Origin of the sequence: Alteromonas sp. K632G (genome assembly GCF_017653625.1) — a bacterium.
Classification (GTDB): domain Bacteria; phylum Pseudomonadota; class Gammaproteobacteria; order Enterobacterales; family Alteromonadaceae; genus Alteromonas; species Alteromonas naphthalenivorans.
The window spans coordinates 14583-27992 of sequence record NZ_JAGGDM010000014.1 but is presented as its reverse complement, the minus strand read 5'-3'; the positions used below and the strand labels follow the sequence as shown (position 1 = coordinate 27992).

At 44.0% G+C, this 13410-nt stretch carries 13 protein-coding genes; 6 read left to right on the top strand and 7 right to left on the bottom strand.

The window, feature by feature from the left end; all coding sequences use genetic code 11:
* Positions 1-161 precede the first annotated feature (161 nt).
* Both J5X92_RS14090 and J5X92_RS14085 read left to right on the top strand, forming a co-directional pair.
* Entirely contained in the window at positions 162-707 is a 546-nt protein-coding gene (locus J5X92_RS14090; RefSeq protein ID WP_208805974.1) for an NUDIX hydrolase, read from the top strand.
* 103 nt (positions 708-810) lie between these two features.
* The gene (locus tag J5X92_RS14085) at positions 811-1200 is read left to right on the top strand and encodes a DUF3224 domain-containing protein (protein WP_013784740.1); all 390 of its coding nucleotides are present in this window, start codon (positions 811-813) and stop codon (positions 1198-1200) included.
* Positions 1201-1299: 99 nt separating this feature from the next.
* On the opposite strand, the gene J5X92_RS14080 is transcribed toward J5X92_RS14085, so the two are convergent.
* Positions 1300-1743, bottom strand: coding sequence for an Hsp20 family protein (locus tag J5X92_RS14080; RefSeq protein ID WP_013784739.1), 444 nt, complete (start codon positions 1741-1743; stop codon positions 1300-1302).
* 520 nt (positions 1744-2263) lie between these two features.
* Here J5X92_RS14080 and J5X92_RS14075 point away from each other — a divergent pair.
* Both J5X92_RS14075 and pta read left to right on the top strand, forming a co-directional pair.
* Entirely contained in the window at positions 2264-3445 is a 1182-nt protein-coding gene (locus J5X92_RS14075) for an acetate kinase (RefSeq protein ID WP_013784738.1), read from the top strand.
* Positions 3446-3509: 64 nt separating this feature from the next.
* Positions 3510-5645, top strand: a complete 2136-nt coding sequence (pta, locus tag J5X92_RS14070; RefSeq protein WP_013784737.1) for a phosphate acetyltransferase — start codon at positions 3510-3512, stop codon at positions 5643-5645.
* Between the two features lie 231 nt (positions 5646-5876).
* Here pta and lnt read toward each other — a convergent pair whose 3' ends face one another.
* The 5 genes from lnt to miaB form a co-directional block, all read right to left on the bottom strand.
* Positions 5877-7385: an apolipoprotein N-acyltransferase gene (gene lnt, locus J5X92_RS14065; protein ID WP_244360822.1), complete on the bottom strand. Its 1509-nt coding sequence runs from the start codon at positions 7383-7385 to the stop codon at positions 5877-5879.
* Positions 7386-7390: 5 nt separating this feature from the next.
* On the bottom strand, positions 7391-8248 hold the full coding sequence (locus tag J5X92_RS14060; protein WP_013784735.1) for a transporter associated domain-containing protein: 858 nt from the start codon (positions 8246-8248) through the stop codon (positions 7391-7393).
* Between the two features lie 127 nt (positions 8249-8375).
* Positions 8376-8843, bottom strand: a complete 468-nt coding sequence (gene ybeY / locus J5X92_RS14055; RefSeq protein ID WP_129737558.1) for an rRNA maturation RNase YbeY — start codon at positions 8841-8843, stop codon at positions 8376-8378.
* Entirely contained in the window at positions 8840-9952 is a 1113-nt protein-coding gene (locus J5X92_RS14050) for a PhoH family protein (RefSeq protein ID WP_208805973.1), read from the bottom strand. The genes ybeY and J5X92_RS14050 overlap by 4 nt, the downstream gene beginning before the upstream one ends.
* A 26-nt stretch (positions 9953-9978) precedes the next feature.
* Positions 9979-11412, bottom strand: a complete 1434-nt coding sequence (miaB, locus tag J5X92_RS14045; protein ID WP_208806012.1) for a tRNA (N6-isopentenyl adenosine(37)-C2)-methylthiotransferase MiaB — start codon at positions 11410-11412, stop codon at positions 9979-9981.
* Between the two features lie 352 nt (positions 11413-11764).
* On the opposite strand from miaB, the gene J5X92_RS14040 reads away from it, so the two are divergent.
* Both J5X92_RS14040 and J5X92_RS14035 read left to right on the top strand, forming a co-directional pair.
* Positions 11765-13021 carry an FAD-dependent monooxygenase gene (locus J5X92_RS14040; protein ID WP_126873905.1) on the top strand — a complete coding sequence of 419 codons (1257 nt, stop codon included), beginning with the start codon at positions 11765-11767 and terminating at the stop codon, positions 13019-13021.
* Positions 13009-13185, top strand: coding sequence for a hypothetical protein (locus J5X92_RS14035; RefSeq protein ID WP_013784730.1), 177 nt, complete (start codon positions 13009-13011; stop codon positions 13183-13185). Before J5X92_RS14040 ends, J5X92_RS14035 begins: the two co-directional genes overlap by 13 nt.
* Here J5X92_RS14035 and J5X92_RS14030 read toward each other — a convergent pair.
* The gene (locus J5X92_RS14030; protein ID WP_013784729.1) at positions 13178-13375 is read right to left on the bottom strand and encodes a hypothetical protein; all 198 of its coding nucleotides are present in this window, start codon (positions 13373-13375) and stop codon (positions 13178-13180) included. The genes J5X92_RS14035 and J5X92_RS14030 overlap by 8 nt on opposite strands.
* Between the last annotated feature and the right edge of the window lie 35 nt (positions 13376-13410).

Below are 13410 nucleotides of genomic sequence, written 5' to 3'. Positions count from 1 at the left end.
CTAACTATCTGTTTGTACTCGTTCTGCCATCTGAACACCTCATCTCTTAAGTCTATTTTGAGTGACTGTCCAACATATAGTTGATTCGTGGGTGGACGGAGTTGCTCCTTGCTATATGCACTTGTACACTAACTTTTTAAGGCTTACTGAAAGGCGCTGTTATGTCGGATAAGGATATTGAAACGCTCTCGTCGAAAGTGGTTTATGAAAATAAGTGGCTTAAAGTACGTGAAGATAAAATTCGTCGTGCTAGTGGGAACGAAGGACTTTATGGTGTTGTTGAAAAACCAGACTTTGCGATTATTCTTCCCATCGACGGTGATATTGTCTATCTGGTCGAGCAATACCGATACACGGTACAGCAGCGATTGCTAGAGTTTCCGCAAGGTGCTTGGGAAGATAACCCAGATGCCGATCCGAAAGTGTTAGCTGCCGGCGAATTGAAAGAAGAAACGGGGTTTACAGCCACAGAAATGCATTTTGTTGGTTTTCAATATCTTGCTTATGGCTTTTGTAATCAGGGTTATCATATATTCGTTGCGAAAGGGCTAACGCAGGGCGAGCAAAAGTTAGATGTAGAGGAAGAGGATTTAAAAATTGTACCTGTGCATATTAAAGAATTGGAATCTATGATAACTGAAGGCACGATTAAAGATGCTTCTACCTGCAATGCTTACGGACTTGCCCGTTTAAAAGGATTTATTTAGTTAACAGTCTGACTATTGACTGTAACAGAGTGTAACAATTTTATGTTGAACGGTATCGCACTCACTTGTATTGTGTGACCACACTTTTTCTTTGGAGCAAACAATGGACTGCAATGGGCAATTTTCCATTACGGGGTGGGATGAAAATATACTAAGTGAAAAACGAGAAGGTGTTAAGCAAACCCATGCTAGCATAACGCAAGCTTATGAAGGCAGCATGGCGGGGCAAAGCGACGTTGAATTTCTCATGTCATATCAGACATCAATGTTGGCGCTATTCGTTGGATTCGAGAGTTTTGTAGGAGTTATAGACGGACGTCGTGGCACAGTTTCATTTAAGCACGATGGAAAATTTGTAAATGGCATTGCCAGTAGCAACTTTTCATCGATTGATGGCAGCGCTACGGGTGAACTCTCTAATTGCACTATTTCAGGAACATTCGAGTCTGCTGAAGGCGGTAAAGCAAACTACACAATAAATCTTACCGAATAAATCTTACCGATTACCTGTTTAAACACATTATGTGTAAACGAAAAAACGGCGCTTCTCAGCGCCGTCCAAAACCAGGGAAACGATTTTTAAAAACTTTGTTTAACTCTCTATTAATCGAGAACCAATCTCAATTTGACGAGGTTTTTTAGCTTCGGGTATGACACGCTCCATATCGATGTGTAATAACCCATTTTCCATATCAGCAGCTAACACCTTCACATGGTCGCCAAGCTGAAATTTTCTTTCGAAATTCCGCTCAGATATCCCTTTGTGAAGAAACTTACGCTCAGCGGTTTCTTTTTCTTCCGGCTTGCGTGTACCCGTTATTACTAGGGTGTTTTCTTGAACTTCTATGGATACGTCATCTTTACTGAAACCCGCTATTGCCATAGTCACGCGATATTTATCATCGCCAAGCAATTCAATATTGTAAGGGGGGTAAGTACTTTGTTTTTCAGCACGAGATGCAGCATCAACAAGTGAAGCTAAGTGGTCAGAACCAATGAATGAACGGTAAAGTGGAGATAGATCGATAGTACGCATAGTCATATCCTATTAATTTAGCAATATGTTAAAAATAATTCGCCCCGACTATTCGGCGGCGGTGTTGTCAACCTGAGCTTTCAGCGTCGACATAATAGATATAGGGTGGCTCAAAATCTTTTCAAGGGCTTTTTTTCAAAAAATTTTAAATTTTATTTTGAAACGTAAAACACCTTAATTTTTTCCGGCTTCTAACATGTCACCGTTGTCGTTACCGGAAATATTAAGGTGCGACCGAATTTTTATTATTCAAGTCTATTATTTTAGGTTTCGATATTTACTTTTGTCACCTTAATTTGCCTCTTATATGCAGCGCTCTATCAAATCAAACTCAAGCATTTATATGCAAACAAAAAGGGGCGAGTAAAATAAGCACTGAACTAAATGATAATTAATTGTATTTGGGTTTTGTGGGATAGTACTATAACAATCTACTTGAAAGAGTATTAAGTAAGCATTTATGTACATAAATGCTACACTTAGCGTTCTTTTTGTTAATTAATCAAACTCAAGAAATCGAATGAAAAAAGAAGTTATTGTATTAAATTGCGGCAGTTCGTCAGTTAAATTCGCTATTATCGATGCTGACACTGGTGAGGCCGGTCTAAGTGGCATTGCAGAAAGCTTAGGTAATGATGACGCAAGCATATCGTTTAAATTAAACGGTCAAAAAGAACAGCAAACCCTACCTGCTAACGCCTCTCATGCAGAAGCTTTAGCAGCAATTCAAAACATAATTGCCAGTACAGGTGTTGAGCCAATAGCCTTGGGACATCGAGTTGTTCACGGTGGTGAACGCTTCAAAGAAGCAGCGTTAGTCGACGATAGCGTATTAGCCTCGGTAGAAGAATATGCGAGCATGGCACCGCTGCATAACTTAGCTAACCTGAAAGGAATTACCACTGCCCAAGCCGCCTATCCAGATTTACCGCATGTCATCGTGTTCGATACTTCTTTTTTCCAACAAATGCCAAAACGTGCCTATATGTATGCACTACCCAAGGCCTTGTACGAGCAGCACGGCGTGCGTAAATATGGTTTCCATGGCACTAGCCACAAGTTTATTTTAGATAGCACTGCACAATTGCTTAATAAGCCTGTTGAACAAACCAGTATTATTAGTGCTCACTTAGGCAATGGTTGTAGTGTTACCGCTATTGAAAAAGGTGTAGCGGTAGATACCAGCATGGGGTTTACGCCCCTTGAAGGGTTAATGATGGGAACGCGTTGCGGCGATATCGACCCCAGCTTGCCAGGCACTTTGCAAGAAAAACTAGGCAAGTCAGCGGCTGAAATTAATTCACTGATTAACAAAGAATCTGGCCTTGCGGGTATTTCCGGGTTAAGCAACGATTGTCGTACGCTAGAAGAAGCGGCAGAAGCGGGGCACGAAGGCGCACTGTTAGCCCTTGAAATGTTCTGTTATCGCTTAGCTAAATATATATCTAGCTACATGATAGCGGTGCCGTCATTAGATGCCGTGGTGTTTACCGGTGGTATTGGTGAAAATTCATCGTATATTCGTGCAACTACCATGGGGTATTTTTCCCATCTTGGGTTTACCATTGATGAGCAAAACAACCAAGCTATGCGCTTTGGTGCGAAAGGAAACATTGCGTCTTCCTCATCCACCAAACCTGTTTTAATCGTACCCACAAATGAAGAGTGGGTTATCGCCGCTGAAGCTGCGAAATTCGCTTAGCTTTTTTGGATAAATTTTCGCGAAAAATGTCTTCGCTCAGATTGTTTTTGCTTTAGGAGCATCTATGTCACGCCGTATTATGCTGATCCCTGTTGGCACTAGCGTAGGGTTAACTACTGTCAGCATTGGGCTAGTTCGAGCATTAGAAGAACAAGCCATTAAACTGAATTTTTTTAAACCTGTAGCACAGCCTCGTAGGGGCGATACCGGTGAAGAGCGCTCAACCGCTATTATTAGTCACCACTGTAGCGTTAAACCCATAGCGCCATTCGATTTGAACGTAGTAGAGCAAATGATCAGTAGCGATAATACTGATGAATTACTTGAAGAGATTATAGAGCGCTTTGAAGCGCATCAAGAACCTGATGCAGTGGCAGTTATCGAAGGTCTGGTGACAACCCGCCACCATCCCTATGCAGAGCGCTTAAATCTTGAAATTAGTCGGGCGTTAGATGCCGACATTGTGTTTGTTTGTGTGCCAGGAAATGATGATCCTGTTGATATTAATCATCGCCTTGAAATTGTGGTAGACGCTTACGGCGGCCACAAAAGTAAAAAGGTAATAGGGTGCATATTTAACAAAGTTAACGCGCCTTATGATGAACACGGTCAACTACGTACCGATTTAAGTGTGCTTGAAGCGCCAGAGCACGATGAAACACGCAGCAAAGCGTTGCGTGAACTGCCTATATTTGCAAAGGGCTTGAACCTGCTTGGGAATATTGATTGGAATGCGGAGCTAATGTCTCCTCGTGCTATCGATATTGCTAAGCACTTAAATGCCACATTAATAAATGAAGGCAATATTGCTTCACGTCGATTAAGCAGCGTTACGTTTGCGGCCCGTGAAATTCATAACATGACACACACCTTAAAGCCTGGCGCACTGCAAGTAATGTCTGGTGACAGAGGTGATGTGTTTGTTTCGTGTTGCTTAGCAGCGTTAAATGGCACCAAGTTAGGCGCATTATTATTAACTGGCGGCTACCAGCCAGATGAAAATATAAAGCAGCTTTGTAACCAAGCATTAGAAACCGGCTTGCCTGTTATGTTGGTCAATACGAATACGTGGCAAACCGCACAGAACCTTCATGCGTTTAATCAAGAAGTGCCGGTAGATGATAGTCAGCGTATAGAAAAAGTGATGGTACATGCGGCTGAAAGTTTAGATGCTAAATGGGTCTCTTCGCTTACTGAAAAAGTATCGCGTCAAAAGAAACTTTCTCCGTCTGCATTTCGCTATTATCTAACCAATCGTGCGCGCCAAGTTAACAAGCGCGTGGTATTACCTGAAGGTAATGAACCGCGCACTGTAGCCGCAGCTGCCATTTGTGCTAAACGAGGGTTAGCGCGGCCTGTGCTGATTGGTGATGAAAATGAAATTCAACGTGTGGCACAGCAACAAGGCGTGGTGCTGGGCGATGGGGTTGAAATTGTTTCACCTGCTGCCATACAAGAAGATTATGTGGCAGGGTTAGTGAAGCTTCGCGGTCACAAGGGGGTTACCGATGTGGTTGCTCGTGAGTTGCTACAAGACAACGTTACCCTAGGTACTATGATGTTGCAGCAAGGTGATGTTGATGGCTTGGTATCTGGCGCCGTTCACACTACAGCAAATACCATTCGCCCCGCATTGCAGTTAATTAAAACAGCAGAAAATGCATCGTTAGTTTCGTCGGTATTTTTCATGTTATTGCCAGACCAAGTCTTGGTTTATGGTGACTGTGCCATTAATCCAGACCCTAATGCCCAACAGCTGGCAGATATTGCGATTCAGTCTGCTACGTCGGCGCAGATGTTTGGTATCGAGCCAAGAGTCGCTATGATCAGTTACTCTACTGGTACATCGGGTGCTGGAAGCGATGTTGAAAAAGTGCGTGAGGCTACCGAAATTGCACAAAAACTTCGCCCGGACTTACTCATTGATGGGCCGCTTCAATACGATGCCGCTGCCATTGAAAGTGTAGGGCGCAGTAAAGCGCCAAACAGCCGTGTTGCGGGTAAAGCTAATGTATTTGTGTTCCCAGATTTAAACACCGGAAATACCACTTACAAAGCGGTTCAGCGTAGTTTTGATTTGGTGTGTATTGGGCCAATGCTGCAAGGCATGCGCAAGCCTGTCAATGACTTAAGCCGTGGAGCGTTAGTAGATGATATTGTGTTTACTATTGCGTTAACTGCTATTCAAGCCGCCAATTAGTTAAGTGCGTTTAAGCTAGCTTAAGGCTATTAAAATTAGCTCAAGGCTATTTACCTAGCTCAAGGCTGTTTACCTAGCTCAAGCTGTATTAGTTTTTGACTATGGAAATTCGATAGTGACACGAACAAAAACGGCGCATAATGCGCCGTTTTTTTATGTTTACATTTTAGTTAGTTCATTAAACCTAACTCGTCGACTAAATAAAAATTTTGCGACTAAGGCGCCACGTTTTTAATAAGCTTTAGCGCGCTTTCTCAACCAAATCGCAATGCCGAAAAACACCAGTACCAGCACCCATACGCCTATATCTTGAATCAGGTAATAGGGCGTGAAACCAGAGGTTGCCAACACAGGGGCAGTTAAACTTGCCGCTTCAAATTGAGGTAACCGTGCAGTTATATTGCCTTTGTGGTCAATAAAGGCAGTAACGCCATTATTGGTAGCTCGCACCACTGGGCGGCCAAATTCTACCGCACGCATTCGAGCAATGTCTAAATGCTGCGCTGGGCCGTGAGAATGGCCAAACCACGCATCGTTACTTACCGTAATAATCATGTCAGTAGTTTTGTAGATATTCGCGGCAACTTGCCTTGGAAAGGCAATTTCAAAGCAGATTGCTGGTGCTAAGTGAATACCGTTAGCAACAAGATTAGCTTGCTGAAAATCACCTCTGGCAAAAGAAGACATGGGTAAATCAAACAAAGGCGCTAAGGGGCGCAACCAATCTTCAAAAGGCACGAATTCACCAATGGGTAACAAATGGTGTTTAGCGAAACGATTGTTGTGGAAGTACTGATAATCTGGCGTTTTAGAATTGGGTGTTCTTTTGCCCAGCACTATCAAATTGTTCCAGGCCTCATCGGTTTCCCAATTATAATTCACAATGCCTGTGATAAGTGCGGTGTTCTCAGTAAAGGCGCGCGCATTGACTTGAGTCAAATAATCTAGCGCCAGTGGCTCTAGTTTTGGTACGGCTGCTTCGGGCCAAATTATCAAGTCGTTATCCCACAGCGGTTCCGTAAGGCTTAAATAACGGTTCATGGTAGGGGCGTCTTGTTCAGGTACCCATCGCAAAGACTGCGCAATATTACCCTGAGCCATCGCGACGTTATACTGCTGTTTAGGCGCAACCCATGTATGCTGACTGGCAATAAAACCGCTAATATACAAAGCTAAGCTAACCAAAACTGCGCCGGTGAAATGCCGTTTAGTACGGGACACGGCAAACAAGCTTGCACCGATAACTAGCAAGGCTGTTATGCCGGTTTCACCTATTATGGGTGCCCAACCCACTAGGGAACTATCGATTTGGCTATAGCCTAACGACAACCACGGAAAACCGCTTAACAACCAACTGCGTAACCATTCTGCGAATACCCAGAAAAAAGGTAAAGCCAGTGGCCAAAGACGATGTGGGAAATAGCGAGCGGTAAGCTTAAACGCAACTGCTGGAAACAACGCAAGGTAACTACATAATAAAACCATGAGGCCTATAGATGCAATTAGGGGTAAGCCACCGAAATCGGCAATGCTTACGTGTACCCAACTAATGCCCGAACCAAACCAGCCTAGCCCAAATACCCAGCCGGCTAAAAAAGGGCGATGTGGAAGTTTAATAACTTGCCTAATTCCTAACGCAAAAGCGGGGATAACAAGTGGCCAGATACCAAAGGGCGCAAACGCCAGCGTTAAGCTAGCGCCGCTTAGCAAAAGCAGTAAATAAGGAATGAACCGTTTCAACGGAGTTACTCCAGAGAGGCCACCGACACTTTAAGGTGTATAAGACGGCGTTTATCAGAGTTGGTTACCTTAAAGTGAATATCACCAATGGTAACTTCATCGTTCGTTTCAGGCATGTGCCCGAACGCTTTAAGCACTATACCGCCAATGGTATCGGCTTCTTCTTCGCTGAATTTGGTTTCAAAGAAGGCGTTAAATTCGTCAACAGGCGTTAACGCTTTAACTGAATAGGTCGATTTGTTCAGTGGGCGAATATCATCGGTACCGTCTTCTTCGGTATCGTATTCGTCTTCAATTTCACCAACAATAATCTCTAGTATATCTTCAATGGTAACAAGCCCAGACACACCGCCGTATTCATCCACAACAATGGCCATGTGATAGCGTTGTTGGCGAAACTCTTTCAGCAGTACATCTACACGCTTACTTTCCGGCACAATAACAGCAGGACGTAAAATATCACGTAAGTTTAGACTTTTTTCTGGATTAAACGCATAGCTTAGCAAGTCTTTTGCAAGCAGAATGCCTTCAATATGATCTTTATCTTCACTAATAACGGGGAAGCGGGAGTGGGCTGATTCCAACACGACAGGTAGGAATTCATCTACGTTTTTTTCAACGTCTATGGTGGTCATCTGCGCGCGTGGGATCATAATATCCCTAACTCGCATTTCGTTGACACCTATAACGCCTTCAATCATCTCCCGGGTTTGGGGATCGATGATTTCGTTCTGCTCGGCTTCAGTAATAACTTCAACCAGTTCTTGTTTGCTTCTCGGCTCGCCAGAGATAGAAAGTTTAAGTTTGTCTAACCAACTTTTTCCTTGGGAGCCGTTGGTAGAGTGAGGATTATCGTCGCTCATAATGTCCGCTAATTTATTGATACAACGTCAACGTTAAATGTCTTGGGGAGGGGCGTCAATGCTTTATTGTTTATTTGCACGTAAAATACGCAACTGCCCAAGTGTAACTTGTTGGCGCTATTGGGTTTTATTGATAAGGATTACCAATATTTAAAGATGCCAATATACGAATTTCTTTTGCTTCCATTATGTCAGCATCTGCATCGTCTATGTGATCGTACCCCAGAAGATGTAATATTCCGTGAACGACCATATGGGCATAGTGATTGGTGGGGGTTTTGTCTTGCTCTTCAGCTTCACGCATGATCACAGGTACACAAATAACTAAATCACCAAGTAAGTTCATTTCTATGCCTGGCGGCACTTCAAAAGGAAAAGACAGCACATTGGTAGGCTTATCTTTACCTCTGTATTCATGGTTTAGCGTTTGCGACTCTTCGTCATCGGTGAAGCGTACGGTAATTTCTTGCTCACCGGTATTTTCGGCAACCAGTACAGCATTCGCCCATGCTTCAATTTGCTCTAAAGAGGGAATGGCCTTAGCCATCACCTCGTCAGCTTCATAAGCTTGCTGGTAATCTACAATGGCTATCACTGGTTATCGCTATTTTGTTGTGCAGATGAGCTTTTTGATGAACTATTAGATGAAGCGTTAGCGTCAGCTTGTTCACGTTGAAGGCGAAGGGCTTCCTCTTTCTTCTCTTTGCGAACACGCTCTTGCTGGGCGTCATAATGTTCATATGCGCGAACGATTCTGGCCACAACAGGGTGTCTTACCACATCTTCAGCGTTGAAGAAGTTAAACGAAATATCGTCAACATTATCTAATACTTCAATAGCGTGACGTAAACCAGAGCGGGCGCCGCGAGGTAAATCAACTTGAGTAATATCACCGGTAATAACCGCTTTCGAATTAAAGCCAATACGGGTTAAGAACATTTTCATTTGTTCAACCGTGGTATTTTGACTCTCATCCAAAATAATAAAAGCATCGTTTAACGTACGGCCACGCATATAGGCTAATGGCGCTACTTCTATTACGTTACGTTCCATTAATTTTTCTACTTTTTCGAAACCTAGCATTTCAAATAAAGCATCGTAAAGCGGGCGTAAGTAAGGGTCTACTTTCTGTGAAAGGTCGCCTGGCAAAAAGCCTAACTTCTCACCCGCTTCGACAGCAGGGCGAGTAAGTAGAATTCTACGTATTTCTTGGCGTTCTAACGCATCAACTGCTGCAGCTACTGCTAAATACGTTTTACCTGTACCAGCAGGGCCTACACCAAAAGTGATATCGTAATTTAGAACGTTAGCCACGTATTGAGCTTGATTCGGGTTACGGGGCTTAATAACGCCGCGTTTCGTGCGAATGTGTACTTCTTTACCGAAATCGCCAGTGCCTGACTCTGTATCTTGCTCTAAAGCCGCGGCCTGTTGAATGGCTAAGTGTACTTGCTCAGGTTCAAGTTCAGGTAAGCGGCCTTTTACTGGCTGAGTTTCTACGTACAGTTGCTTGAGTAATTCAGTAGCACTTTGAATTTGGCGTGGTTCGCCTAACACCTTGAACGCATTGTTTCGGTAAGTAATTTCTACCCCTAACCTACGCTCTATTTGCTTAATGTTGTCGTTAAACGGCCCACACAAGTTAGACAAACGTTTTGTGTCTGCCGGCTCTAAATCAAATTCGTTACTTACCAATGTACTCAAACTACTGTATTCCTCACTTTTACTATTTATGCTGGGTTGAACTGGCCTACGCCTATCGCGTCAGGTAAATCAGCCTCGTGCTTGGCCATAATAGATTGGGGCGAAACAGCAACACGCAAGCCCATTTCATCTTCACGGCGAATAACATCACCACGTAATGAATTAGAGAATACATCTGTCACTTTCACATCTACGAATTCACCAATCATATCCGGCGTACCTTCGAAGTTAACCACGCGGTTATTTTCAGTACGGCCAGAAAGCTCCATAGGATTTTTCTTTGACGGGCCTTCTACCAAAATACGTTGTTCAGTACCTACCATATTACGCGCAATACGCAACGCTTGTTGATTAATGCGTTGCTGTAAAAGGTACAAACGCTGCTTCTTAGCGTCTTCGCTAACATCATCTACTGCGTCTGCTGCTGGTGTACCAGGGCGAGCACTGTAAATGAAGCTAAAGCTGAGGTCGTAATCAATGGCTTTTATAAGATCCATTGTGGCTTCAAAATCAGCATCGGTTTCACCTGGGAAACCAATAATGAAGTCGCTCGACATACTAATGTTCGGTCGAACTTTACGAAGCTTACGAATCTTAGATTTATACTCAATGGCGGTATGACCACGCTTCATTAAGTTAAGAATACGATCTGAACCACTTTGCACTGGCAAGTGAAGGTGATCTACAAGCTCAGGAATAGTGGCGTATACGTCGATAATATCGTCGGTAAATTCAACCGGATGCGACGTGGTATAACGAATTCTATCAATGCCATCAATGGCAGCAACAAGTTCTAATAACTCGGCAAAGCGACATACGGTTCCATCGTGGTTCTCACCGCGAAACGCGTTTACGTTCTGGCCTAACAAGTTAACTTCGCGTACACCTTGACCGGCTAGCTGGGCAATTTCAAGTAATACGTCGTCTACCGGACGGCTTACTTCTTCACCACGGGTATAAGGTACTACGCAGAATGTGCAGTACTTAGAGCAGCCTTCCATAATAGAAACAAACGCCGTTGGGCCTTCAGCACGGGGTTCAGGTAAACGGTCGAATTTTTCAATTTCAGGGAAGCTTACGTCGATAACCGACTTTTCACCGCCTTTAAGTTGGTTAATCATTTCGGGCAAACGATGCAAGGTTTGCGGGCCGAAAACTAAATCAACATAAGGGGCGCGCTGACGAATAACGCTACCTTCTTGAGAAGCTACGCAACCGCCCACGCCAATAATAAGCTCGGGTTTATCTTGCTTAAGGTTCTTCCAACGACCAAGCTGGTGGAACACTTTTTCCTGCGCCTTCTCACGAATAGAGCACGTATTAAGCAAGATAACATCGGCTTCTTCCGCAGTTTCTGCTGCAGAGTAGCCATGAGTAGAGTCGAGTAAGTCTGCCATTTTCTCCGAGTCGTACTCGTTCATTTGGCAGCCCCAGGTTTTGATATACAGCTTTTTAGTCATAACAACTAGTCGATAACCTGATAGAGTTCCCGTAAGCAATTGACTGGCGGTTGAAAATGCCACACGCTAACTAGGTTAGGTGTAATTTCTGGCAAAGCCTGCCACTGCAGTTTTGGGAAGATGTTCAAAATAGCCGCGTATTTTACCTGTTATAACGTCGAATGCCCAGTGTATTCACGCACATTCGCCGGAATTTAATGCACTGCCATCTTGCAAGGGCGGTGTGGCTGATATAAAGCATGAAGCAGAAAATATTAGTAAATTAAAATGGCGAACGTATTTGGGCTCACATTCGTATTATTTATTAGTGCAAAGCGAGTAAGCCATTGGGTAAGTAGAAGAGATTTGTAGTATGTATGATTTTTGTATAAATGGTGGTGGCATGGTTGGGGCTGCGCTTGCATTGGGCTTAGCGAAGCAGCAATACCGGGTAGCTATAATTGAGCCCCACTTGCCCAAAGCTTTTGACGAGGCCAGTAAGCCAGACTTAAGAGTATCTGCCATTAGTGATGCGTCTGTATCCTTGTTAACGTCGCTAGGCGCGTGGGAATACATTGAAACAATGCGCGTTAAACCCTATACGGGGCTAAGTGTGTGGGACGATCCCGCGCATCGAACAGACTTTACTGCAAAAAGCATTGATGTGCCTCAGCTAGGCTTTTTTGTTGAAAACCGTTTATTGCAATTAGGGTGTCATCAAGCACTAAAGGCGTTTGACAACGTAACATGGTTTACTGGCTGTAAGGTGACTGGTATCACACTTGGCAATAGCTCAGTTAGTAACTCAGTTGATAGCTCAGTCAATAGCTCGGCTGATTCTTCAGCGTCGTTGGCCCACGTCGCTACCCTCAGTCTTGATAGCGGCGAAACTATTCACGCTAAGTGGTTGATAGGTGCCGATGGTGCGGCCTCGCAAGTTAGGCAATCTGCAAATATTGGTGTATCGGGTTGGCAATACAGCCAACAAGCCATGGGTATAACCATTGAAATGGCAAACCCGGTTGACGCCATTACATGGCAAGAATTTACCCCTGAAGGCCCTAAAGCCTTTTTGCCAATGTTCGACAATTACGCCTCGTTAGTATGGTACGACTCGCCCGATGAACTTAAGCGGTTATCAACCCTCAATGCCGCACAATTAAAGCAAGCCATTATAGAAGCCTTTCCCAGTGAGCTAATTAAAGACGGCAACGACTTTACAGTACTAGATAAAGCTACATTCCCGTTAACCCGTGCACATGCTAGCCGCTATGTTACCGATAGGGTTATTTTGGTGGGCGATGCGGCCCATACCATTAATCCATTGGCAGGGCAGGGAGTTAACTTAGGGTTTAGAGATGTTGAAACCTTATTAGCGGTGACCGGCGATGGTATCGATTTAACGTCGCTAGCGTTTAAAAGCAGCTTAATAACAAGCTACGAAAAGCCACGCCAGCGTGATAATGCGTTGATGATGTCTGCCATGGATGGTTTCTATGGCTTGTTTAGTAACGATATCGGCCCCATTAAATGGTTCAGAAACCAATTACTTTCTGTGGCACAACACTTTGAGCCAGCTAAACGGGAAGTACTTAAATATGCGATAGGGATGCGAGAATGGAAGTTTTAATCATACTTGCCGTACTGTTCGGCGCACTTTTTATAGTAATACCACTTATCGAGCGCTCGAAAATGCGCATCAGTGACGAAGACACTGCCAAATGGGCGAAGTGGATTTGGCCGCTAATGGGCATCTTACTTGTTGCACAACTTCTGCGAATGCTGTTTAGTTAGTCTTTACTTGGCCCTTGGGAAAGCTTGCATTAGAAACGCGCGGTAAACCCATCCATGGGCGCTCTGCCACAGCATCCATGCTGTGGAAGGTTTCTAATGCAAGCTCTCCCAATGCCCCAGATACACCGAGTGAAAAGCTAACATTGAGAAGTACGTGGTAAGCCCACCCAAAAGTACTCTGCTTTAGCATCCATGCTATGGAAGGTTTTTAATGCCCACTGTCCC